This is a genomic window from Pedobacter zeae (genome assembly GCF_014196715.1).
Classification (GTDB): domain Bacteria; phylum Bacteroidota; class Bacteroidia; order Sphingobacteriales; family Sphingobacteriaceae; genus Pedobacter; species Pedobacter zeae.
The window spans coordinates 115515-141463 of the sequence record NZ_JACIEF010000004.1; the positions used below are offsets into that span (position 1 = coordinate 115515).

Consider the following 25949-nt stretch of genomic DNA (forward strand, 5'->3'; position numbering starts at 1 on the left):
ATATCAAACTTATTGGTTATGAATGGCTTAAATTGTGATGCCGGTCAGCTTTAACTGTGATTGATTACATAAAAGCTTTGGTGTTACAGTCTCCGTCGGGGTTACAAAGGGGTTTCGTCCTGGGCATTGAAATAATAGATTATAGGGCATAGTCCGGCTTCCTTACCCTAGCTTTCGGGAACTTTAAATTGGACGTAATAGTAAAAGAAGGTCTGATTGATTTTTAACTTTATTATAGCGATAAGGAGTAAAAAGTAAAATTGAGGAAATAAATGCGATTAGGTTTTAATTTATCGTATTAAATGGATTGCATATTCAACCTGTAAATAATGGGATCATCCCGATCAGCATTTACTATTGTCGAAAAATTTGACATCATAAGAATAGGGTAAAGACAAAAAATATTCTGCTATTTCGTAAACAAAATGTTACATATTGTGTTATTCAAAATATGATAGCAAACAAAATCTTCACCTCAAACGGGCTTATCTACAAATTAAGCCTCTACTGTCCATATTAATATCGTAACCAATTTTTTAATTATATAACAAGTAAAATCTATCATGAAAAAAATTTTAGCAAGTCTTATTTTATCCGTTGCAATCGGTGGTACAGTTAACGCACAAATTCAAAAAGGTAATATCATGGTGGGTGGAAATCTGACTAATATTAATTTGGGTTTGGATAACCCGAAAGTATTCAGTGTGGATATAACCCCAAAAGCAGGCTGGTTTATACAGGATAACCTCGCAGTTGGTGGTTATGTTAACTTTGGATTGGAAACTGCAAAGAACTCAAGCACCACAACAAGTTATGGAGTTGGAGCCCTTGGCAGGTACTATACCGGGAAAGATGTGGAGGTTTTAAAGCACGGCCGTTTTTTTGCTGAAGCTACGGCGGGTATAGGAGGAGTGAATGTAAGCAATGGTGGTGGTAATACCAATGGGCTAAATCTTAGCATTGGTCCGGGCTTCGCCTATTTTATTACCCCAAATATCGGACTTGAAACCCTGCTGAAATATAATGGACTGGTGGGTTTTGGAAGTGCAACTACTCAAAATAACCTGAACCTTTCTTTCGGCTTTCAGATTTATCTCCCTGGACAGAGAACAGCAAACAAAGTTAAAAGTGATATGCAATAATACCAACGGATTAAATGCAGCCTGTTATGGGCTGCATTTAACTCGGAAATAGTTTGATCTGTATTTTTTAATATATGAGAAAAGAATATCCATTTTATATTAAGGCTCCCGTTATATTACTTGGACTGGTGATCATGGTATTTATCCTAAGTGTTCTTAGGGATATCCTGGTGCCACTTGCTTTTTCGGTCCTGATTGCAATTTTGCTGAACCCTCTGGAGGTCCGTATAGAACGAAAGTTACCTAAAATTGTATCCATTATCATTTCTATGCTCATTGCATTGCTGGTAGTCGCAGGCATAGCCTACTTTTTGTCTTCGCAGATTGCGCATTTTTTTGATAATGTAGATGCCATGAAGCAAAAGTTTGCTGAACTACTCAGTACCGGCCAGTCATGGCTTGAAAAAACTTTCGGTATTGCCACGCAAAAACAAGTGGAGATGATTAAGGAGGCTGCCAATAACAGTAAAGCGGTAATTGGGCAGACAGTAAGCGGTGCTTTAGGCGTATTGAGTGTAATTTTTCTGATTCCGGTTTACACGTTCCTCATTATGCTTTACAAGACATTGATATTAAATTTTCTGTATGAAGTGTTTTCTACAGAAAACCAGCATAAAGTTGGAGAAATCCTGGCTGAAACCAAGGCGGCCATACAAAGTTATATTGTGGGTTTGCTGATAGAAACAGGTATTGTTGCAACGATGAACTCCTGTGCTTTGCTGATCATTGGCGTACCTAATGCTATTTTAATTGGTGTAATTGGGGCTATACTCAATCTTCTGCCCTACATCGGTGGGATAATCGCTATTGCCCTTCCGGTATTAATGGCAACAGTAACTTTCGACGGTTATACAACCCAGTTACTGATTATTGGTGCATACGCCTTGATTCAGTTTATAGACAATAACCTGCTTGTTCCAAAAATTGTTTCTTCCAAGGTTCAGATTAATGCGCTCATATCCATCGTAATTGTTCTGCTGGGAGCCGCATTGTGGGGCGTTCCGGGAATGTTTCTCTCCATACCTTTCGTGGCGGTGCTAAAAATTATTTTCGACCGTGTGGAAGAGCTTAAACCCTGGGGAAAGCTTTTGGGTGATAATATACCAACAGAACATCTCGGGCAACTTAAAAGATTAACCAAGAGAAGAAAGCCGGCAGTAGCCAAAACGAATTGACAATAATGATTTGAATTGAATCGAACTTTAAAAAGTAGACGCAGAACTACCACTTGGTTAAATGTTTTTTAACGTTCTTAGTGTCAGGTATTTTAACGCAAACATAAAACCTAAAATGAGAAAGACCCTAAATTTCGCGATTATCATTGTTTCAATGCTAATTGTATCTATCGCCGTATCTTGTAAAAAAGATGTTGTTGGAGCTACTGATTCCGAGCAATCAGTTACTTTGAAGAAAAAGTTCGCAGTAACACCGGAGACACCGAATCCTGGAGGCGGCCTAGGTAATGCTGTTGTAAAGGATACAAATGGAGATTACATCACTGCTTATGGTGGCGGGATCAATTTCGGAAATGTATTCACTCATCCCTTAACAATCCAAAGTTATCAGAATGGTACACCCTTCGCGCCATCTTACAGTGGAGGATATAGTCCAGCCAACATGCTTTCATTTACCCAACACGGTGAAAGTTTCGTGATGATATTGGGTACTGCTGTTGGTGGCCTTCCAAGCTATGATATGTCACCGTTAACACTCTCCGGAATTCAAAAATATGAAACGGATATAGATAAGTGGTTGAATGGAGAGATAGCCGAAATGCTACATCTGGCTAATAGTATCGCTTACACGGGCGGCAATTCGTCAGGTCTTATCAGTATTACAGGAACTTTTGTACTCGATAACCAATCGCCTACAAATGTAAGTGTCACTTCTATTAAATATAAGCCAACTTTGGTTGAATAGCCGAAGGCTTCAGCAAGTGGCTATTGGTTTTCCCAATAGCCACTTTTTTTAAATACCTGGAATACTGACGAACCATACTCCATATTGGGAAATTCTAACTTTTACGATCAATGGATAGAGAATTTACATTGCTTATACCGGATAAGAAAAAATCATCTGCGAGCTCAATAGTTAGTGATGATGTCCCGGGATTATCCTTAAAATTCGATTGCTGATGCAGATTACAGGAATAAAGTAATACATTAGCAGCATTAACTCCATTTTGTGCTATGCAGGAAGAAATTCTTCTACAGATCAGTCTTAAGATTAAAGAACGACGCAAAGAACTTGGTATCACCGTTCAGGAACTTGCCGATAAGGCAGAGGTAAGCAAAGGGCTTATTTCGCAAATCGAAAACAGCCGGACCATCCCCTCGCTAATGGTCTTGATGGATATCATAAAGAGTTTGGAAATAGACCTCAACAGTTTTTTCAAAAACATTAATTTCCATAAAAAAGATGCCCCGGTGCTGGTTAAAAGAAAAGACCAGTATCAAAAATTTGAAAAGGAACAGGCTGTAGGGTTTAATTATTCGCGGATCCTCACCAAGAACATTAAATTTTCTACTGCCGATTTTGTGCTGCTGGAGCTGGAAGTTAATGCCCACCGGCCTATGGTTAAAACCGAAGCTTTCGAGTTTAAATACATGATTGAAGGCAAAGTGGAATACCAGTTCTCCAAAAAGAAAGTGATCCTCGAAAAAGGCGATTCGATGCTTTTTGACGGCCGGCTTTCCCATACCCCTGTAAACATAGGCCATACCAAAGCACTCATGCTGGTTGTTTATTTCTTTGAGTAGTTGGTAAACAATGTTTATTAATACTTAACAAATTTTTCTTCATATTCATAAATAGCCCTTACTTTTGAGGATAAACTGTATGATTATGAAAAGTTATCTAAGAACAACCCTGCTTTTGCTTTGCCTGTCGGTAGTTGCTCAGGCCCAGGTTAAAAAAGCTAAACACATTATTTTAATAGGCTGTGATGGTTTTGGCGGTTATGCATTAGCAGATGCGAATATGCCTAACCTTAAGGCCTTGATGCGCAACGGTTCGTGGACTGCTGAAGCTCGCTGCGTGCTACCCTCATCAAGCGCGGTAAATTGGGCATCTTTATTAATGGGGGCTGGTCCAACCGAACACGGCTATACCGAATGGAACAGTAAAGTGCCCGAAATCCCTTCGGTAACCAAAACGGCTTATGGCTTGTTCCCTGGTATATTTAGTGTAATCAGGGACCAGAAAAAGCAAGCTAAAACGGCAATTGTTTACAGCTGGAACGGCATTGGCTATTTATTTGAAAAGGAAGCAGTAAACATTGTGGTTAATGGTAAAGAACAGGACGATTTTTGCGCAGATACCGCTGCCTCTGTGATAAAGAATGAAAAGCCTTTTTTCACTTTTGTGCACTTTGATGAGCCCGATGGCACAGGCCATAGTATAGGGCACCGTACACCGGCCTATTACAAGCAGCTGGAATTGGTAGATCAGCGCATCGGCAGGATTTTAAAGGCGGTTCAGGATGCGGGCATAGCTGATGAAACGATTATCCTGCTCACTGCCGATCATGGTGGTACGGGCAAAGGCCACGGAGGGAAAACGCTTGACGAAGTTCAGATTCCCTGGATTATTGCCGGACCGGGCATTCGTAAAAACCACCATATAAAAGATGTGATCATTACTTACGATACCGCGGCCACTCTTGCCTGGATCATGGGCTTAAATCAGCCGCAAAGCTGGCGGGGCAAACCTGTTAGTGAGGCATTTGCAAAATAGAATGCCGGCCATCTACTGTTGGGCTTAACAATTTAATAACCTGAAATTTGTTTACAAATAATAAACAAAGTTTACTATTGTGGCATAAAATATAAGTTATGTCGATTAAGTTAGTAGTGTTCGATATGGCGGGCACAACCGTCAAGGATGAAAATTATGTAGGCCTTGCTTTCCAGCAGGCCATGAAAAACCAGGGATACGAAATTCCGTTAAAGAAGATCAATCCGATTATGGGTTATGAAAAACCTTTGGCGATCAAAATGATGCTGGAGGTTTACGAGCCCGACACTGAACATATAACAGACAATCTGATCCAGGTTATTCACCGTGATTTTGTAGCGAACATGCTGCAATTTTACCGTACCTCTGATCAGATTGTTCCCCTGCCTAACGCAGAAGAAACTTTCGAAGCGCTGCGCAACCAGGGCATTAAAATCGGTTTGGATACCGGTTTTTCAAAAGACATTGCCGATCTCATTATTCAAAGGCTAAGCTGGTCTGATAAGGTAGATGTGGTTATTGCCAGCGATGAGGTGGCGAACGGCCGCCCTTACCCTGACATGATTCATAAGATGATGCAGCAACTGAACATTGCTGATGCGGCAGAAATTGCAAAGGTTGGCGATACCGAGGTAGATATCAATGAAGGAAAAAACACGGGATGCAAATATGTGATTGGCATTACTACGGGCTCATTTACCAGAGAGGAACTCGAGCCTTACCGGCCAACACATATTATTGACGATTTAACACAGGTGCTCGACATTATAGCAAGTTAAATGAATTTGCTCCATGTTGCCCGTCAAAAAGCCGCTAAATGGCCTTATTGGCTCATTACCGTGCTTGGCGGTATGGCTGCCTTTGGCTGCTATACCAGTATGTATGCTTTTAGAAAAGCATTTGCTTCGGCCACTTTCGAAAACCAGGAACTGTTGCATGTTGATTATAAAGTTTGGCTGGTTATTGCGCAAATGGTTGGTTATACCCTAAGCAAATTTTACGGAATCCGTTTCATTTCAGAATCGGATAAAAGGAACCGCGCAAAAAGCATTATTTTTTTAATGATTTGTTCATGGATTGCCTTATTGGGCTTTGCGTTGGTACCAGCGCCATATAATATTGTTTTCCTGTTGTTAAACGGTTTCCCTTTGGGCATGATCTGGGGGCTGGTTTTCAGCTACCTCGAAGGGCGGAAAACAACTGAATTTATGGGCGCATTAATGTCAATCAGCTTAATTTTTGCCTCTGGTTTTGTTAAAACGGTAGCCCGTTCCTTAATGGCTGTTTTTTCGGTAAGCGATTATTGGATGCCCTTCCTTACCGGGCTGGTTTTTCTACTCCCCTTATTTTTCTTTGTCTTTTGTCTCGAGGTAATGCCTGCGCCTTCAAAAGAAGACCAGCAATTGCGTACCAAACGTGTACCGATGGATCAAAAACAGCGAAAAGAATTTATCTTCGCTTTCCTTCCCGGAATTGTGCTAACCATTATTATTTATGTACTGCTTACCTGTATCCGCGATATGCGCGACAATTTCGAAGTAGAAATATGGAATGGTTTAGGGATTCATAACAACCACATTTATACCCAAATAGATACTGTTATTTCGGTAGTTGTGCTGGCCATGATGGGTTTACTTATCCTGATCAAAGACAACTTAAAGGCCTTTACGGTTATTCACCTGATGATTATCTGCGGCTGTTTTTTGGTGGGCTTTAGTACTTTTCTTTTTGATCGCGGACATATTGGTGCCGTTAGCTGGATGGCACTGTTGGGTATGGGGCTTTATATGGCCTATATCCCGTATAATGCTATATTTTTTGAGCGGATGATTGCCAATTTTCATTACAAGGGCAACATTGGTTTTATCATGTATGTAGCCGATTCGATAGGCTACGTAGGAAGTTTTTCGGTATTGATGCTTCACGAATTTGGAGAAACGAACGTGGGTTGGATGCACTTTTTTAAACAATGCCTATTGGCTGTGCCTTTGGTTGGCGGTGTAGCGGGCATACTTTCGCTCCTTTATTTTAGAAGTAAAACCTTAAAAAAAACCAAAAAGAAAGCGCTCGTTAAAAAAGCCCGGCCTGCTTTAAAAAAAGCCTGGTCGTGATGCATTGGCATTATAAACAAAGTATTTAGTATAAATTCGTACAGGCTGAAGCGGGCTTCAGGGTGTGTGCACAACTTAAAAAAAAGAAAATGACTGATCAACACTTCGATCTTATTGTAGTAGGTGGCGGGATATTAGGAACCTTTCATGCCTACCATGCTTTGCTTGCCGGAAAATCAGTATTGCAACTGGAAAAAGACAATTATCCGGTTGGCGCTACGGTACGCAATTTTGGCCAGGTAGTGCCATCGGGTATGGAGGCCGAGTGGTTCGAATATGGAGTAGCCGGATTGGAGATCTACAGAAACATCCAGCAGGAATTTGATATTTCTGCCCGCAACAACGGAAGCGTTTACATTGCATCTGATGAAGGTGAGCAAACCCTTATTCAGGAGCTAAAGGCACATTACGATTTAATCGGTTATCAGGCAACATTGCTAAGCAAAGAAGCGGTACTGGCCAAATATCCGGCAATAAAATCGGACTATGCAAAAGAAGCACTTTATTTCCCGCAAGAAATTAGCGTAGAACCCGAATTGATGATCCGCAGGCTACACCAATATATGCAGGCAAAATTTGCCAATTACCGCCTCCTGTATGATAGTCCGGTTACCACCTGCGAAACTAAAGGTACTGGTGTAGTAGTTGGCTTGCAAAATAAGGCCGCCACCTTTACCGCCGAAAAAGTAATTATCTGTAATGGTTATGAATTTAAATTGCTGTATCCCGAATTGTTCAGCGAAAGTGGCATTGTGGTAAGCAAGCTGCAAATGATGCGTAGCGTGCCAATGGCCAATGTAGCACTCGAAGGCAATATCCTTACCGGTTTAACCATTAGAAGGTACGAGAGTTTTGAGCATTATTGCCCTTCTTTTAAAAGTATTCCTACACCCGATGCTTATGAGGAACTCAAAAAATGGGGTATTCATATCTTGTTTAAAAAGGCTACCGATAACAGCATTATCATCGGCGATTCGCACATCTATGCAGGAGTGAACAATTTTGACGACCTGGGCTTCGATTTAAGCCATCACATTAACGAACTGATGCTGAAAGAAGCCGGAAGGATTGTTGATTTCGACGTGAGGAAGCTGCAAACTACCTGGGCAGGCTTTTATCCTCAGCATCCTGCCAAGCACATTGTAGCGTACGATTTGGATCAGAAAATTCATATCCGAACAGCCATTGGCGGCAAAGGGATGACGGCGAGCGCCGGGTATGCCGCAGCAAGTATTAAGAAAATATACAGTTAACAAATACTAAACAGAAATAGGGTGTTTTGTTAACTGAAAGTTGGCTTAATGCTAACATACGGATCCTATTATTGCCTTTATAAACCTTCATACATTTTATTAATAGATGAAATATCTGCACAAGTTAAAATTGGGCATAATGGCTTTGCTGTTTCTATGCCTCGCGCCTTACTTTGTATGGGCACAAACAAAAATTACGGGTACGGTTAAAGACGAAACCCAACAGGTTATTCCAGGAGTAAGCGTACTGGTAAAAGGAAATAAAAAAGCTACATCAACCGATTTGTCGGGGCATTTTAGCATTGATGCCAGAACTGGCGAAACCCTGGTTTTCAGTTCTATAGGCTTTATTGCACAGGAAATCCAGGTTTCGGGACCAAACTTAGAGGTAGTGTTAAAAACCGATTCGAAAAACCTGAACGAAGTTGTGGTTACGGCACTGGGTGTCCGCAAAGAGAAAAGGAACCTTGGTTACGCCATTCAGGAAGTTAAAGGAGCAGATCTGGTTAAGGCCAGGGAACCAAACCCGGTAAACGGCCTTGTTGGTAAAGTAGCGGGTTTAACCGTTGGTGTATCATCTGAGCTTTTGGGCAGATCGGCACTCTACCTTCGTGGTAACAACGTCAATCTGGTGGTGGTAGATGGGGTACCGATTAACTCTGATACCTGGAACATCAACCCGGATGATATTGATACCTATACCGTATTAAAAGGTCCGGCTGCGGCTGCACTATATGGCTACCAGGCATATAACGGAGCTTTGTTGATCACGACCAAAAAAGGAAAACTGAATGATAAAAACATAGTGGTAGAATTTAATTCGAGCACTCAGTTTAATAAAGGATTTATCGCCTTGCCCAAAAGTCAGGATGAATACGGCCCGGGAGAACACAGTGCCTATGCATTTGGTGATGGAAAAGGCGGGGGCTTAAATGATGGCGATTACGACATATGGGGGCCAAAATTCGAAGGCCAGTTAATTCCTCAGTATGATAGCCCCATTGTAAATGGTGTGCGCCAGGGTACGCCATGGGTAGCCCGCGGAAAAGACAATTTAAAGCGTTTTATCGAAACCGGATTGCTTTCTGCCAACAACATTGCTTTATCTTCAGCAACCGATAAATACAATTTAAGGGTTTCCATTTCCAACAATTATCAAAAAGGAATTATTCCAAATACACAGCTAAACATTAATAACTTTAATGTAAGTGGTTCTTATAACATTAGCCCGAAATTAAGGGCCGAAGCCTATATTAACTACAACCGTCAGTTTTCTGATAATATTCCGGATGTAAATTACGGTCCGAACAGTGTGATTTACAACATGACGCTATGGGGCGGAGCCGATTGGAATATCGACGATATGAGAAACTATTGGCAACCGGGCAAAGAAGGCATCCAATCTGTTTATGCCGAGTACCAAAGGTATCATAACCCTTACTTTATGTCGTACGAATGGTTGCGTGGACATCAAAAGAACGATGTTAACGGTTATGCCTCTTTAAACTGCAATTTTACCAAGGGTTTGGATGTGATGCTGAAAACGCAGATTTCTACCTACGACCAGCTAAGGACAGAAAAAATGCCGTTCTCTGCGCATCCATATGGTCGTGAGGAAGGGCTCGGCGATTACCGCGAAGACCGCAGGAGCATGTTCGAGAACAATACCCAATTGATTGTAAAGTTTAATAAAAATATTGACGATTTATTTGAAGTGAGCGCCTTTGGCGGTGGTAATGCCCGTAATTTCAGCTATAATTCCAGTTTTACTACTACCGATTACTTAAACGTTCCGAACGTTTACAACTTCTCCAACTCTAAAAATCCCGTAAAAGCGTTTAATTTTAACTCGAAAATGTTGGTGTTAAGCGCATTTTATTCGGTCGACATCAGCTTTAAAAAATTCCTGAACGTTAATACAACGGGCCGTGTAGATAAAAACTCGGCACTTCCACCGGGAAACAATTCGGCTTTTTACCCTTCGGTATCTTTAAGTTCGGTTGTATCCGATTATGTTAAGATGCCAAGCTTTATTTCTTTCGCCAAGCTGAGGCTTTCTTATGCAAACGTAAAAGATCCGGGATTGGGTACGCTTGAGTATATCGGGGCAACGCCATTGCAAACTTATCCACTGGGCTATGGTGCAGAATATACTTCTTCTTATGGCGGCCCTGGTTATGGCCTTTCATCGCCGTATAGTGTAAGGCCAACCTATAATAACCAAACCGGAGCCTATTATACCAACAACCTGATTGATCTCAATGCGGTTAAAGCCCAGAGCAGGACAAATTACGAAGGCGGTATCGACCTTAAGTTCATCAAGAACAGGTTAGGTTTCGAGGCTACTTATTTCAGGTATATCGACGGACCAAAAATTATCAAACAAAACATTTCTCCTGCAACCGGTTATCAAACCAACACCATCAACGGTCGTAAAACCCAAAACAGCGGCGTTGAACTAAGCTTGTCGGGTACACCGATTCTCAACGATAAATTTGGCTGGGATGTACTGGTGAACTGGTCTACTTACAAGCAGATCTATAAAGAGCTTGCCCCTGGCGAAACCTATGTTGACCAGTTCTTTAAGGCCGGCGACCGTATCGATAATATTTATGGTTCCGTATTGGCTAAAACACCGGGCGGACAAGTGATACATACCTCAAGCGGTACACCTATTTCTTTACCGGTAAATCAGTTGTTGGGGCACGCCGATCCGAACTGGGTATGGAGCATCAATAATAAGTTCAGGTATCAGAATTTCTCTTTCAGCTTCCAGTTGGATGGAAAAGTGGGTGGCGTAATGCAGGATTATGTGCGACTCAAATCTTTCCAGGGTGGCCGTCAGATCGAAACTGTTCAGGGTAAAATGGGCGAAGCCAGGTACCAGGATTATTTGCATGTAAACGATAAAAATTACAAGGGAACCTGGGTAGGGGATGGTGTAGTAATTGCAAATGGGGCTAAACTCAATTTCGATCCTGTTACAGGCGTAATTACCAATTATGGCGATCTTGTCTTTGCTCCGAATACCACACCACAATTGCTTCAGGATTATTTAGGTGTTTTTTACGGTGCCAAAGAAAATACAATGATGAGCCGTACATATGCCAAATTGCGTGAAGTAACCCTGGGTTATCAGTTGCCTAAAAAATTATTGGAGCGCACATTTATCAAATCGGCTAACATTTCGGTAGTAGGACGCAACCTGTTGTACTTTATCAATTCTACTTATAACGATGTGGATGTAGACCAGTATTCGGGTAGAGAGGGTACTTCTACGCTGCAAACACCAACTACAAGAAGTATAGGCTTTAACCTTAATGTTACTTTTTAATCCTCAAAATATTAAGATCATGAAATCATTATATAAAATCCTGTTTCTTTTCTTGGCTGTTGCTGTTTCCAGTGGCTGTAAGAAAGATTTTGAAGAGAATTTTAAAAACCCGAACCAGGCCGAACACGTTCCACCAAATTTGTTACTCAACGGCATCCTTTACGATATGTACGAGGCACCATTCTCAAGCACGGAAAGATGGAACCAATACACCGCAGCCAATTACTATTATTATGCTACTAATAATTACGATTGGACGGGTGCTTCTTTAGATTACACTACTTTAAAAAATGTAGTAAAAATGGAAGAGGAAGCCAATCGCCTTGGTGGTGCGGTAACCAAACCTTATCTGGCCCTGGCTAAATTTTTTAAGGCCTACTTTTTCGTGAAGATGAGCTTAAAAGTTGGCGATCTGCCCATGAACGATGCTTTAAAAGGTTTCTCTAACCTCACGCCAAAATACGACACCCAAAAAGATATCTTCAGGCAATCGTTAACCTGGCTGGAAGAAGCCAATAATGACCTTACAACCCTAATCGCAGCAGGTAACAATGAATTGAAAGGCGATATTTACCTTAAAAACGACCTCGTTGCCTGGCAAAAAGTTGTAAATACCTTTCGTTTAAGAACCTTGATCCAGTTAAGCAACCGGGTTGATGATGCTGATTTGCAGGTAAAACAACAATTTGCATCGGTAGTGGCTAGCCCTGCAAAATACCCGCTAATGGGTAGCATGGCCGATAATTTACAGTTTGTATACAACGAGAGCTTTAACAAATACCCTAATAACAAAGATAATTTTGGTAATGATGCCTTGCGCTATAACATGGCAGGCACCTATTTGAACACGCTTTCGGCTTATAAAGATCCACGGGCTTATATGGTTGCAGAGCCTGCAAGGGGTATTGCCGAGGCCAATGGTTATGCCATTACCGATTACCGCAACTTTGTTGGTGCAAATTCGGGCGAAGACCAGGGCGTAATGTTGGATAAAGTACAAAAAGGCCTGTACTCGCTTATTGGCCGTTATAGGTATTATAGTGGCTACACTGCAGAAAATACATTCATTATTGCTTATCCCGAATTGTGTTTCATCATGGCCGAAGGCATAAACAGGGGTTGGGCTAATGGGGATGCCGAAAGCTGGTACAAAAAAGGAATCCAGGCTTCTCTTGCTTTTTATGGCATTCATGACGGCAGTAACGTAGTTATTTTCCTTAAAAAGGATGGCAAGCTTGGCGAATTTGAAACTTACAACGTTAATTTCACGTTCGAAACCGATTATTATGCGCAACCTGTTATTAAATATGCAGGGAATACCTCAGAAGGTTTAAAGCAGATTTTAACCCAAAAATACCTTGCCTATTTTCGTAATTCGGGATTTGAAGCCTATTATCAATATCGCCGTACAGGAATTCCTCAGTTTCTAACCGGCCCCGGAACAGGTAATAGCGGCAGGATTCCCAAGCGTTTTCAGTATCCTGATATTGAAAGAACAACCAATGGCGAAAACCTTAAACAGGCATTGATGCGTCAATTTGGTGGAAGCGATGATATTAACCAGGCTCCATGGATTGTTAAATAGCTTAAACATAAGCGCTCTTGTAAAAAAGGGCAGATTACCCTTTACGGGTAGTTTGCCCTTTTTTGTTTTTTCTGCAAGATAAGCTCTTTTTATTTTTCCAGCTTTTTTATCATTTCTGCAGAATTTTTGTTCATTGGATTTAAATCAAGCGATTTTTGATAGCTGGTAAGCGCCAGCGCCGCTTCTCCTTTGCTATAGAAACATTCTCCTATCAATTCGTAACCATACGATAAATCCTCTTTACGCGCCTGCAGTGCTACAGCAGTATTAAACAGCAGGATGGCCTCATCAATTTTTTTTCTTCGCTGAAGGTACTTGCCTGTACTGATCAGGTCTCCAATTTCAAAGCTAAAATCAAATTGTTCCTGGGCTTCATTCTTCAATTTTCTGTAGTAAGACATTCCGGAAGCTGTATCTGTAAGCATCCTGTCGCGGATGGCAAGGTAAAGTGACTTTTTGGGGATGGCGAAATTTTGTCCTCCGAGCGCCTGTAATATAGCTGTCTTCAATGGCCATACTTTCATTTGCTGGTTGTTGGTCATCATGATGATAACGATACTGTCCCTCACATTACTATAATAAGCTGCTTCGTAATTGCTGTTAGAGCCCTGATGCTGATGCCACAATAACGTATCATTCCTGAATTCGGAGGTTCCGATACTGCTCTCTCCACCCGGAAATGCTTGAGAAAGCTCGCGGAAGGATGAGGGATTGATAATTTTATTATTATCCAATGCGACAATCCATTTATACAGGTCGTTTATGGGCAACCTCACCCAACCTTTCGTTTGTTGTTCATAAACGGTAGTTCTACCTTGTTCGTCAAAAGCTTGAGCCATTCCTTTTGCATCCACCGGATAGTCGACCAAAGAGGAGCGCATACCTGCAGGTTTCAAAAGGTATTTTTCCAGGAATTTCGCATAACTCAATCCGCTCACCTTTTCAATGATCTTTCGTTGAAGCGATACGTTAACCGCATTGTAGATATATAAACTACCCGGTGTACTCTTAAGTGATTTCAGCCGGAGTAAACTCTGGTAGATCAAACTGTCATTACCGTCGCCGGCTGGCCCGAAAACCGGTATGCCACTGGTGTAATTAATGAGGTGCCTGATTTTAACCTCATTGGCCCAGCTTGGAAACTCAGGGAAATATTTTGCGAGCTTATCGTCGAGCGAAAGTTTTCCTTTTTCGTTCAATAACATCATCGCCACCCCATTGAATTCTTTACTCACAGATCCAATATCAAAGCGTAAGTCCTTTTTCATCGGCAGGCTTTTAGCACCATCGGCAAAACCAAAGGATCGTTCATAAATCACCTTTCCATGCTTGGCGACTAAAATATTCCCATTAAAAATACCCCTTTGATAGGCCACCTTCATAATGGAATCGATAGACTTGTTTACGTTAACTTGCGAATACCCTAAAGCAGTAACTAAGAAAAAAACTGGGAAAATGATCAATTTCTTCATGGAATATTTTTCTATAGGACGCACAAAGATCCTTTTTGTTGCATCCAATATATTCCGTAAAATAACCTGAACTGGAACCTTTGCGATTACGCTATGGCCAATCCTATCATCGGTACAGGGTAATTAAAAGCTTTGCATCCATCTTAGGCCATCATTTCTGAAGCACACACAAGCAGGTCATCAATATTAAAGGGTTTATGCATAAAGCCATCTGCTCCGCACTCCCTGGCTAAAATATCCCCGTTTGATTCTGCAGATATCAGTAAGATGGGGGTTTTATCCTCTGGATATTGCAATTTGAACAGGCGGCACAACTCGTTACCATTATATTTAGAACCTACAAGCCTGATATCCGTTATAATTAACTGAAAATTTTGTTCACTCATGTACACGGGATCAGGCGCAATGGTAAGTAGTGTAGTACGGTAATCGGCCAACTCGAAGATGACTCCAAACAGTTCACTAATTTCCTGATCATCCTCTATGATGAGTACATGTTTTTCCATCGCTTTTCGATTTTAATTGATTCCAATACGGTCAAAGCGATCGATTAGTGAAGGCGATAAGAGTATCTGGGGTTATAAACGCTAAACTTCCTGGATAGTTTTACCTGGCAATCGATTTCTTATAATTAGGGTGATGGAAGTAAGTTTAGATTTCAAGTTGCTTCCTTGCTATGCAGCGGTTCCTGCCCTTATTTGATTTATCACCTGAACATCCTCGTTATTATTGGAAGCCAGAAAATAACTCATTCGTTGTAAGGATAACGCCAACTGTATAATCAATATTGCGTTTTGAAAAATATAGTTAAAAAACGTTGATTTCGTGGTTTTTAGCTTATATTTTTGGATTTGTCCCTTAAAAAGAAGGACACATAGGGGCAACATTTCTACCAGTTAAAACATGAAAAATATGGGTAATTACGTCATTGGTTTTGAGGAAATCGATAGATCAGACATTTTAAAAGTTGGAGGCAAAGGTGCCAATTTAGGTGCGCTGTCGAAAATTGAAGGTATAGCGGTACCTGGTGGTTTTTGCATCAGCACTGAAGCCTACAGAAAGCTTGTAGAAAACCATCCTGAAATCAGGGTTTTACTGGATCAATTGACAAATCTTAAAGCAGAAGACCGCCTGGCGATTACCGGAATCGGTTCAAAAATCCGGTTTGCCATAGAAAATCTGCCTATCCCCCGGGAGATTACCCGCGAAATTGAAATTTACCTTGGCCACTATAATGAAAATGAGCCGTTTGCAGTAAGATCAAGCGCTACAGCAGAAGATTTACCTGCTGCGTCGTTTGCTGGTCAGCAGGATACCTATTTGAATATCCTGGGCAAAGAGGCAATTTTGAGGCATATCAGTAAATGCTGGGCCTCTTTGTTTACCGATCGTGCCATTACTTATCGCATTCAGAACGGCTTTGATCATCATAAGGTTCAAATTTCGGTCGTTGTACAAAAAATGATTTTCGCCGAAGCGGCAGGAGTAATGTTTACGGCCGACCCCATAACCGGTAACCGCAAAGTACTATCCATTGATGCCGGTTTCGGCTTAGGCGAAGCCATGGTTTCGGGTTTGGTTAATGCCGATAATTATCAGGTTTGCGATGGTCAGATTGCGGATAAGAAAATACCCGCCAAGAAACTGGCCATCCGTTCACTGAAAGATGGAGGGACAAAAGTACAGGAGCTGCCATCGGAGCTGCAAGCCCGGCAAGTGCTTAATGATGAGCAAATTTTACAGCTTGAAGCACTCGGGAGAAAAATTGAAACACATTTCGGCAGCCCACAGGATATCGAATGGTGCTGCATTGGGGGTATCTTTTATATTCTGCAAAGCAGGCCGATTACTACTTTATTTCCTGTGCCCGAGGCGGGCAATAAAGAAAAACATGTTTACATTTCTGTTGGTCACCAGCAAATGATGACCGACCCCATGAAACCTCTTGGACTCTCCTTATGGCAGTTAAGGGCCGGCAGGCCGATGTATAAAGCCGGTGGAAGGTTATTTGTAGATGTAATCGATAGCCTGGCCACCGCTACAGGAAGAAAAAATTTACTGGAAGCCATGGAACAGCACGACCCGCTGATCAAAGATGCATTGGTTACCATAATCGAAAGAGAAGGTTTTATAAAATCACTGCCTGATGATGGGACAGGCGTTTTAATTGCCAAGAGCACCAAAGGCTTATCGTCTGCTGAAATTTTGGAACAGGCGGGAAGCGACCCTGCAATTGTTTTTGAGCTGATTAAACAGAGCGAAGAATCAATAGAAATATTAAAACGGAATATCCAAACGAAATCAGGACCGGAACTATTTGATTTTATTCTGGAAGACATTGAGTTATCGAAAAAAATGGCGTTTGATTCGGAACACCTTAAGGTCATCATCGCAGCGATGAATGCTGCATCATGGACCAATGAGAAGATGGATAAATGGTTAGGCGAAAAAAACGTATCCGATATACTTTCACAATCCGTATCGAATAATATCACTTCAGAAATGGGTTTGGCATTACTGGATGTGGCTGATGTTATTCGCCCTTTCCCTGAAATTATCAATTATTTACAGGAGGTTAAAGACGATCGGTTTTTAGAGGAGTTACCCCGGTTTAATGGCGGAACCATGGTTAAAGAGGCAATTGAAGACTACCTGAATAAATATGGCATGCGCTGCGCAGGCGAAATTGATATTACCAACACCCGTTGGGGAGAAAAACCATCGATCTTGATTCCGGTCATACTCAGCAATATCAAAAACTTTGAACCTTATGCCGGTAAACAGAAGTTCGATCAGGGAAGGGCACAGGCCTTAAAAAAAGAGAAAGAATTATTGGATAAGCTCACGCTTTTACCAGAAGCAGGACAAAAAACCGGGGAAACAAAAGAGATGATCAGCCTGCTCCGCAATTTTGCAGGTTATCGTGAATACCCTAAGTATGCGATTGTTAGCCGGTTTTACGTGTATAAACAAGCCTTGATAAAAGAAGCAAAAAAATTAATGGAAGCTGGGGTAATTGACGAAAAAGAGGCGATTTATTACCTTACATTTAATGAACTAAAGGAATTAGTAGCGACACATCAACTCGATGTAAATCTTATCGCTCGCCGAAAAGAGGAATACCGCTTGTTTGAAAAACTTAATCCACCGCGGGTAATCACCTCCGATGGCGAAATTATTTCAGGCAGGTATCGCCATCAAAACCTCCCCGAAGGTGCCATTGTGGGTTTAGCAGTCTCTTCAGGGGTGATAGAGGGGAGGGCACGTGTCATTTTAAAAATAGAAGATGCCGAACTGCAAGATGGAGATATATTGGTAACCACTTTTACCGATCCCAGCTGGACCCCATTGTTTGTGTCAATTAAAGGCCTGATTACTGAAGTTGGCGGCCTGATGACCCACGGGGCTGTTATTGCGCGCGAATACGGCTTGCCGGCAGTGGTAGGGGTAGAAAATGCGACTAAACTGATTAAAGATAAACAGCGCATCAGGCTGAATGGAACGGATGGATATATAGAGATACTGAAAAGTTAAATTAATCAAACCGACAGTTAAAAAATGAATTGAAGCGGATTCCGGTGTCGGAGGTTACAAGTTAAAGCGTATTCAATAACCCACAGTTGTATACGCTTTGCTCTTCTCTCCGTGCGCCCTTTGCGATAAAAACCTTTTATTTGTATCATGATTAATACCAATTTTTTGCGGAAACAGCAGTATTTTTATCGCAAGATTAACTAACATGATGAATAAATATTGGCTTACTGTAACAGCTTGTACTTTGGCTTTTACAGCAACTGCTCAGCAAAAAGCTTTAACCGTTAGCGATTATGAAAAAGCGGAAAGTTTTATGAGCTACAACACGGCAAGGTATATCGACCACGCCAATGTGCAACCCAACTGGCTCGAAGATGATAAATTTTGGTATAGCACTAAAACCAATGGCACCGAACAGACTTTCCTGGTCGATCCTGCAAAAAAAACCAAAACACCCGCTACTGATTTTAAAACTGGCGAAATGCCATCGCGACGTATGGGTGGCCGTAATGAAGTGTTATCGCCTGATGGAAAAAAAGCCATTTTAATTAAAGATTATAATCTTTTTGTGAGAGATGTGGCCACTAATAAATTAACGCAGCTTACTACCGATGGCATTAAAGACTATGGTTATGCTACCGATAACGCAGGCTGGAGACACAGTGATGCCCCAATTTTACGCTGGTCGCCAGATTCAAAAAAGATCGCTACCTTTCAGCAGGACCAAAGAAATTCAAAAGATATGTACCTGGTAACCACTAATGTTGGGGCACCGGTATTAAAAGCCTGGAAATATCCTTTGCCTGGTGATAAGCAGATTGCGACCATCAGAAGGGTGATCATTGATGTAGAAAATCCAAAAGTAATTTCGCTTAACATTCCTGCCGATCCGCACCGCGCAACGCTGAGCGACGATATATCAAGCAGTGGTACGTTTGATGATATCGATTGGAAAGCCGATGGCTCGGAAGTAGCCTTTTTATCGACTTCGCGTGATCATAAAAACGAAAAATTCCGTATTGCCAACGCCACAACCGGTGCTGTAAGGGAAGTTTTCGAAGAAACCGTAAAAACACAATACGAATCGGGTCAGGGTGCCATTAACTGGCGTTACCTTCCTGCCTCAAAAGAAATTATCTGGTATTCGGAAAGAGATAACTGGGGGCATTTGTACCTATACGATTCCGGTAACGGAAAATTGAAAAACCAGATCACCAAAGGCGATTTTGTGGTTACGCGGCTGGTTAAAGTTGACGAAAAAGCACGTACACTTTATTTCTTTGCCAATGGCCGCGAAAAAGGCAACCCTTATTTCAGTTACCTGTATAAAATTGGTTTTGATGGGAAAAACCTAAGCCTTTTAACGCCAGAAACCGGTAATCACCAGGTTGTATTTTCTCCATCTTTCAAATATTTTGTAGATAGCTACTCGCAGCCAGATGTCCCTCCGGTTACGGTATTAAGAAGCATCGACGGGAAACTGGTCAGTACTTTAGAAAAAACCGATGTTTCCAGGTTAGCTGCTACAGGCTGGAAAGCACCAACTCCGGTTTCGGTTAAAGCTAAGGATGGCAAAACAGATATCTATGGCCTGGTTTTTACACCAACAAAAATGGACGCCAGCCGGAAGTATCCTGTTATTGATTATATTTATCCGGGTCCTCAGGGCGGTAGCGTAGGCAGTTGGTCTTTTGCGGCCTCGCGCGGCGATAACCAGGCCTTGGCTGAGCTGGGCTTTATCGTGGTGGTAATAGAGGGCACGAGCAATCCCGACCGCTCTAAAAGTTTCCATGATATGAGTTATGGTAATATGGCCGAGAATACGTTACCCGATCAGATTGCAGCCATCAGACAGCTTTCGGCAAAGTATCCTATCGATACAACAAAGGTAGGTATCTGGGGCCATTCGGGTGGTGGTTTTGCTACTGCTGCGGCAATGTTCCGATATCCTGACTTCTTTAAAGTGGGTATTTCCGAGTCGGGAAACCACGACAACAGGAACTACGAGGACGATTGGGGCGAACGCTATAACGGCCTGGTAGAAAATTCAGATTATGAAGCCCAGGCGAATCAAAATTATGCCAAAAATTTAAAAGGCAAGCTGATGCTGGTTCATGGATTAATGGATGATAACGTGCCGCCATACAATACGTTATTGGTTGTAGAGGCGCTTGAAAAAGCAAACAAATCATTCGACCTGGTTATTTTTCCAAACAGCGCCCACGGGTATGGCACTTACTCGCCTTATATGATGCGCCGCCGTTGGGATTACTTTGTACAAAACCTTTTGGGTGCAGAACCACCTAAAGATTACCAGATGAAAGGGCCATTGGCAAGATAATTTTTTAGCTACTGTATTTTTTGATTGAACCCCAAAAGTTGTAAAAAGCTTTTGGGGTTTATCATTTATATCGAAGCAAATGCAGTTTCCTGTAGGTTTGCCGGGTTTGATTAAAGAGAAGGAACCAATTAAGTTCCGATGACCTAAAAGGTATTTTGTGCTTCGAAAAGCTTTTCTTAACCTGTTTATTACTTGATTACTACTTTGCTAAACCGCCCCGATCATCAGCTTGGAACAGGCAACAAATTCCTTTGTAACATTTATCGTAATAAATTATGCTCCTTTTTATGGTTTTATATAATTTATAAGTTATCTTCATATTATAAAATGGATAAGAAGTGTAGACTTAACCGTTCAACACCGACACTTAATCATTACGTTAACCAAATACTAAACTAAATAACAATAGCTCAGGTGCCTTATTTATAGGGTTCCGGTTCATTGTACCTGGAATTATGAGACAAGTGAAACTTTTCATCTTTTTATCTCACCCACTTTCTTCCATTACCGGACGACCACAACCTATTGCAGATCATTTTTCGAATCAGGTAAATGATGTGTGCGATGGCCAAAATACCCTAACGATATGCTGCCCACTTGTAAATGGTGGTAAATATGAGTTAAAAAACGGACAGCCATTTAGTTATCACAAATGCCGGGAACGATCCCGGAGATTCGTATTGCTAGATCTGCGCATCGTATAAAATAATATCATCAATTAATATGAACAAAAAAAGGAAACCATGAAACACACACCACCTTAAGATCCGAAGATACTAAATCGTTAAACGCTCCTATTTTCTAACCAATTAATTAAATCAATTATGAACATGACTTTACCAGGCAATTCGTCTGTTTTACTCCAAAAACAGAAATTGTATTCATTAAAGAAACTGATGGGCTTGAGCCTCCTGATGCTCCTATTGAGCACAGCCGCGATAGCCCAAATTACCGTAAAAGGTATCATATACGATAGCGATAAAACGCCTTTGGCGGGTGCAACCGTACAGGTTACCGGTACAAATACAAGAACCCAAAGCGATGCTGAAGGTAAATATCAGATTACAGCTCCCGGAACGGCCCGGCTAACAGTAAGTTTTGTGGGTTATGAATCACAGACGGTAAATATTAATAATCAAACCCTGCTAAACATTACTTTAAGTTCGCTCAACAATTTAGAGGCTGTTGTGGTTATTGGTTATGCATCTGTAAGAAAAAATGATTTAACGGGTGCTGCAACAACGGTATCGGCCAAAGATTTTAACAAAGGCCCGCTAAATGCACCTGATCAGTTGATACAGGGTAAGGTTGCAGGCGTACAGATGATCAATAACAGCGGCCAACCAGGTGGCGCATCTACTGTCCGCATTAGGGGGAACTCAGCCATTACGGGAACCGGACAGCCCCTTTATGTGATAGATGGGGTAGCACTTGACGGGCGTTCGGCCAGGCCTTCAACCAGTGCAGGTATCGGTACAGCGCCAGATGGTAACCCTTTAAACTTTATCAACCCGGCAGATATCGAATCCATGGAGATATTAAAAGATGCATCGGCTACAGCAATTTATGGCTCGCGTGCGGCATACGGTGTGGTTTTGATTACCACTAAAAGAGGGAAATCAGGAGAAACCAAAATTGATGTAAGCGCCTCGGCAGGTATAAGCAATATTGCCAAAAAAGTTGATGTGTTAACGGGAGATGAGTACCGTGCAGCATTATCGAAATACAACCTCACCGCAGGTAATTTCGGTACCAGTGTTGATGCTTTGGACGCGATTACCAGAACGGCCTATAACCAAAATTACTCGGTTGGCATCAGCGGCGGCACCAATGGTAACACCTTCCGCGTTTCACTCGGTTATCAGGACCAGCAGGGAATTATCAAAACAACTGATTTTAAAAAATACAGTGCGGGCTTTAATGGCAATTTCAAATTCCTCGAGAGCAAAAAGCTGGGTTTGGATGTTAATATGATCAGCAATCAATACCTCGAAAGTGTAGCGCCCATTACCACCGATGCAGGTTTTACAGGAAGTTTAATTTCGCAGGCACTATCGTGGAACCCTACCCAATCCTTTTACAATCCTGATGGGAGTTTATTTATAGATTATGGTTCCACCACGATTAATCCTTTGGCTGCTCTGGCTGCAAATAGCGATAAATCGAAAGTTTCAACCATTTTAGGGAGTGTTTCTCCATATTATAAAATTACACCCTGGTTAGAGTACCGCATGCTGGCCAGCGTAAATTACAGCACAGGTATTAGAAGAGCCTCTACCAGGAGTACCTTAAATCTGCAGGGTATACAGCCCTCAGGCACTTTTCTTGGCGGTTATGCGAGCTACTCCAACAACGAGTTAATTACGCAACAGTTTACCAATACCTTAAATTTTAATAAGGAAATTGTAAGCAAGCTTAACCTGAACGCCATTTTGGGTTACGAATATTCTAACTTTATCAACAAAGGGGCAACCAACACGGCAACCGGTTTTGGTGATATAGCTGCCGATTATACCGATGCTTTTCAAACCACTGCCCCGGCCAACCGTACATTTTCTACCTTCAACAATCCTACTACACAATTACAGTCGTATTTCGCAAGGGCAATTTTTAATTACGATAACCGGTATATTTTAACTGCTACGTTTAGGGCCGATGGTTCTACTAAATTCGGTAAATCAAACCGGTATGGTTATTTCCCTTCTTTTGCAGCGGCCTGGGATATCAGAAAGGAAAGTTTCATGTCTGACATCCAATGGCTGGACCTGTTAAAGTTACGTGTGGGTTATGGTAAAACCGGTAACCAGGATTTTCCTTCAGGTTCTGCACAGCTCCGCTACGATTTTGGAAATGCGAACGGTTCGCCGATTTTAACGCCCATTAATAATGAAAACGCCGATTTAAAATGGCAGTCAGACAAACAAGCTAACGTAGGTATCGATTTCGGCCTCTTTAAAAACAGGTTAACAGGATCGGTTGATTATTTCAATAAAACAACAAAAGATCTGTTATTCCCACAAATTGCATTTTCTCCGGCAGTTGGGGGCAATGTGCCAACATGGGTAAATTTACCTGGACAGATCATTAATAAAGGGCTGGAGCTTACCTTAAATGGTACCGTTATCGAACAGGATAACTTTAGCTGGTCTTTAGGGGGTAATGCTACTTTTATTAACAATAAAGTACAGAACATTAATGGCATTATTAAAACAGGTTCGTTAAACGGGCAGGGCTTGAGTGGTGTAACCACCGAGGTAATCCAAAACGGGCTACCGCTTTTTGCCATGGTTACCCGCCAGTATAATGGTCTGGATGCCGGTGGGTTTTCGAAATATACCGACGACGGTTTTACCGCTTATTATGTAGGCAACCCCAATCCAAAAGTAATTTTGGGTTTAAGTACAAACTTAAGGTATAAGAAGTTCTCATTTACGGCAAATTTTAACGGCTCGTTTGGCCAGGATATTTACAACAATACCGCAAACTCGGTACTGGCGATATCCAACCTGGGTGCCCAGCGCAATATTTCTGCCGCTTTGATCAACTCGCCTATACAAGAGTCGCTTGCCAATCCGATCGCCGCTTCATCGAGGTATATCGAAAAGGGCAATTACCTAAAATTGGCCAATGCCACGCTTAACTACAACATTGGCAACATCGGTAAATCGATAAAATCGCTAAATGTTTATGTTAACGGACAAAACCTGTTCGTAATTACAAATTATACTGGCTTTGATCCGGAGGTGAATGTGAACAAAGGGGTGAGCGGAGTTCCATCTGCAGGTATAGATTATACAGCTTACCCAACAGCAAGGACCTTCAATTTTGGTGTTAATTTTTCCCTTTAATCTTTTAATTATAATCATATGAAAAATCAATATATTTTCACTTTTGCGATGGTTGCCCTGAGTTTTTCGGGCTGTACCAAGCTGGATGAAAACCTGAATGGCCAGGTTGGCAGTGGAGCCGTATCGTCAAATAATGTTGCGGGAGTATTGGGGGCCACATATGCCGCAATGATTGGTCCTTACCAGGCACCATGGAACTGGTCTGCTTTGCAGGAGGTTACATCAGACGAAATTATTGTGCCTACGCGTGCAGGCGACTGGGATGATAACGGTGCCTGGCGGGCATTGCACTTACATAAATGGGCACCAGATCATACCCGGATTTCTGATGTTTTTAGGGATTTGAACAGCATCTCTTATGTGGCTACAAGTGTTTTAAATGCCAGCCCGAATGCGGTTCAGGCAGCACAGGCACGTTTTTTACGTGCATTTGCGCAGTTTTCTGTTTTAGACGGCTGGGGGCAGGTTCCGTACAGGGATCCGGGAGAAGGTGTTACCAAACCATCGCGTGTTCGGAATGCTGCCGACGAAATTGCCTATTTAATCAGCGAATTAAATGCCATTATCCCCGATCTGCCTAATGGACCGGCAAATGTTGCCAATAAAAATGCCGCCAGAACCCTTTTAATGAAAATTTACCTGAATAAAGGTGCTTTTTTAAACCGCAGCACGCCAACTTTCGACCCTGCTGATATGGCCAAGGTTATTTCACTCGCTGATGAAATAGCAGCTGGCGGTTATGTGCTCACCCCGAACTATTTTGATAATTTTGCGCCAACAAACGATGTGCTTTCAACCGAAAACATTTTTACCGCGCAAAATTTAGGAGGTGTGAGTGGGAGCGATTTAGATGGACAATGGAAATGTACCACACACTATAACCAGGATCCGAGTGGTTATAATGGTTTTTCAACCCTGTCTAACTTCTACGCCAAATTCGAAGCATCTGATAAAAGAAGGGGAGGATCCTACGCCGGACAAACCAATATTGCCGGGGTTAGGATTGGATTTTTGGTTGGGCAACAGGTAAACCAGAACGGCGTGGTATTAAAAGACCGTAAAGGCAATCCCTTAGCCTTCACACCAGAGGTAAGTATTATCGAAAGAGATCCTAACCATTTGGAAGTGGCAGGTATCCGCGTAATCAAATACCCGATTGATTATGCCAACGCCGGATCTAAAAAGCCTGATAACGATTGGGTTTATTTCCGCTATGCCGATGTATTATTGATGAAAGCCGAAGCACAGTTGAGAACCTCGCAACCAGCACAAGCCTTAACTATTGTCAACTCGATCAGAACTGTAAGGGGAGCATCAGTTTTGCCAAGCCTTACATTGGATATCCTGCTGGATGAACGCGGCCGGGAGTTGTACTGGGAAAGCTTTAGAAGACAGGACTTAATCCGTTTCGGGAAATTTCTTGCCGCCTGGCAGGAAAAACCTGCAAGTGAAGCTAAATACCTGCTTTTTCCTATTCCCGACAATCAATTGGGTAATCCTAATCTGATACAAAATCCTGGGTATTAATTTAATACTCGCCAACAGAGGCTGCAACTATTAGCATATTTATGATGATTGCTTTTGGTTCAGCCTC

At 41.9% G+C, this 25949-nt stretch carries 16 protein-coding genes; 14 read left to right on the forward strand and 2 right to left on the reverse strand.

The window, feature by feature from the left end:
- The first annotated feature begins 563 nt into the window (after window positions 1-563).
- The 10 genes from GGQ60_RS19225 to GGQ60_RS19270 all read left to right on the forward strand — a co-directional run bounded on the left by GGQ60_RS19225 (window position 564) and on the right by GGQ60_RS19270 (window position 13160).
- Window positions 564-1142, forward strand: a complete 579-nt coding sequence (locus GGQ60_RS19225; RefSeq protein WP_183767447.1) for a hypothetical protein — start codon at window positions 564-566, stop codon at window positions 1140-1142.
- A gap of 74 nt (window positions 1143-1216) precedes the next feature.
- A complete protein-coding gene (locus GGQ60_RS19230) occupies window positions 1217-2317 on the forward strand; it encodes an AI-2E family transporter (RefSeq protein ID WP_183767449.1) in 1101 nt (366 codons plus the stop codon).
- A gap of 115 nt (window positions 2318-2432) precedes the next feature.
- Entirely contained in the window at window positions 2433-3062 is a 630-nt protein-coding gene (locus GGQ60_RS19235; RefSeq protein ID WP_183767451.1) for a hypothetical protein, read from the forward strand.
- Between the two features lie 269 nt (window positions 3063-3331).
- The gene (locus GGQ60_RS19240; RefSeq protein ID WP_183767453.1) at window positions 3332-3901 is read left to right on the forward strand and encodes a helix-turn-helix domain-containing protein; all 570 of its coding nucleotides are present in this window, start codon (window positions 3332-3334) and stop codon (window positions 3899-3901) included.
- Between the two features lie 85 nt (window positions 3902-3986).
- Entirely contained in the window at window positions 3987-4877 is an 891-nt protein-coding gene (locus GGQ60_RS19245) for an alkaline phosphatase family protein (protein WP_183767455.1), read from the forward strand.
- A 98-nt stretch (window positions 4878-4975) separates the two neighbouring features.
- The gene (locus GGQ60_RS19250) at window positions 4976-5656 is read left to right on the forward strand and encodes an HAD-IA family hydrolase (RefSeq protein ID WP_183767457.1); all 681 of its coding nucleotides are present in this window, start codon (window positions 4976-4978) and stop codon (window positions 5654-5656) included.
- On the forward strand, window positions 5657-6988 hold the full coding sequence (locus tag GGQ60_RS19255) for a DUF5690 family protein (protein ID WP_183767459.1): 1332 nt from the start codon (window positions 5657-5659) through the stop codon (window positions 6986-6988).
- 89 nt (window positions 6989-7077) lie between these two features.
- A complete protein-coding gene (locus tag GGQ60_RS19260) occupies window positions 7078-8241 on the forward strand; it encodes a TIGR03364 family FAD-dependent oxidoreductase (RefSeq protein WP_183767461.1) in 1164 nt (387 codons plus the stop codon).
- A 106-nt stretch (window positions 8242-8347) separates the two neighbouring features.
- On the forward strand, window positions 8348-11575 hold the full coding sequence (locus GGQ60_RS19265; protein ID WP_221236008.1) for a SusC/RagA family TonB-linked outer membrane protein: 3228 nt from the start codon (window positions 8348-8350) through the stop codon (window positions 11573-11575).
- A gap of 19 nt (window positions 11576-11594) precedes the next feature.
- Window positions 11595-13160 (forward strand): SusD/RagB family nutrient-binding outer membrane lipoprotein, encoded by a 1566-nt coding sequence (locus tag GGQ60_RS19270; protein WP_183767463.1) that lies wholly within the window; start codon window positions 11595-11597, stop codon window positions 13158-13160.
- 89 nt (window positions 13161-13249) lie between these two features.
- On the opposite strand, the gene GGQ60_RS19275 is transcribed toward GGQ60_RS19270, so the two are convergent.
- Window positions 13250-14632 (reverse strand): serine hydrolase, encoded by a 1383-nt coding sequence (locus GGQ60_RS19275; RefSeq protein ID WP_183767465.1) that lies wholly within the window; start codon window positions 14630-14632, stop codon window positions 13250-13252.
- A 143-nt stretch (window positions 14633-14775) separates the two neighbouring features.
- Complete coding sequence (locus tag GGQ60_RS19280; protein WP_183767467.1) at window positions 14776-15138, reverse strand: response regulator; 363 nt, start codon at window positions 15136-15138, stop codon at window positions 14776-14778.
- Between the two features lie 397 nt (window positions 15139-15535).
- Between GGQ60_RS19280 and ppsA the strand changes: the two genes are divergently transcribed.
- From ppsA to GGQ60_RS19300, 4 genes are all read left to right on the forward strand, one after another.
- Window positions 15536-18166: a phosphoenolpyruvate synthase gene (gene ppsA, locus GGQ60_RS19285; protein WP_221236009.1), complete on the forward strand. Its 2631-nt coding sequence runs from the start codon at window positions 15536-15538 to the stop codon at window positions 18164-18166.
- A gap of 205 nt (window positions 18167-18371) precedes the next feature.
- Window positions 18372-20507 carry a S9 family peptidase gene (locus GGQ60_RS19290; RefSeq protein WP_229685164.1) on the forward strand — a complete coding sequence of 712 codons (2136 nt, stop codon included), beginning with the start codon at window positions 18372-18374 and terminating at the stop codon, window positions 20505-20507.
- Window positions 20508-21331: 824 nt separating this feature from the next.
- Complete coding sequence (locus GGQ60_RS19295) at window positions 21332-24355, forward strand: SusC/RagA family TonB-linked outer membrane protein (protein ID WP_229685165.1); 3024 nt, start codon at window positions 21332-21334, stop codon at window positions 24353-24355.
- Between the two features lie 18 nt (window positions 24356-24373).
- A complete protein-coding gene (locus GGQ60_RS19300) occupies window positions 24374-25882 on the forward strand; it encodes a RagB/SusD family nutrient uptake outer membrane protein (RefSeq protein WP_183767469.1) in 1509 nt (502 codons plus the stop codon).
- The last annotated feature ends 67 nt before the right edge of the window (window positions 25883-25949 follow it).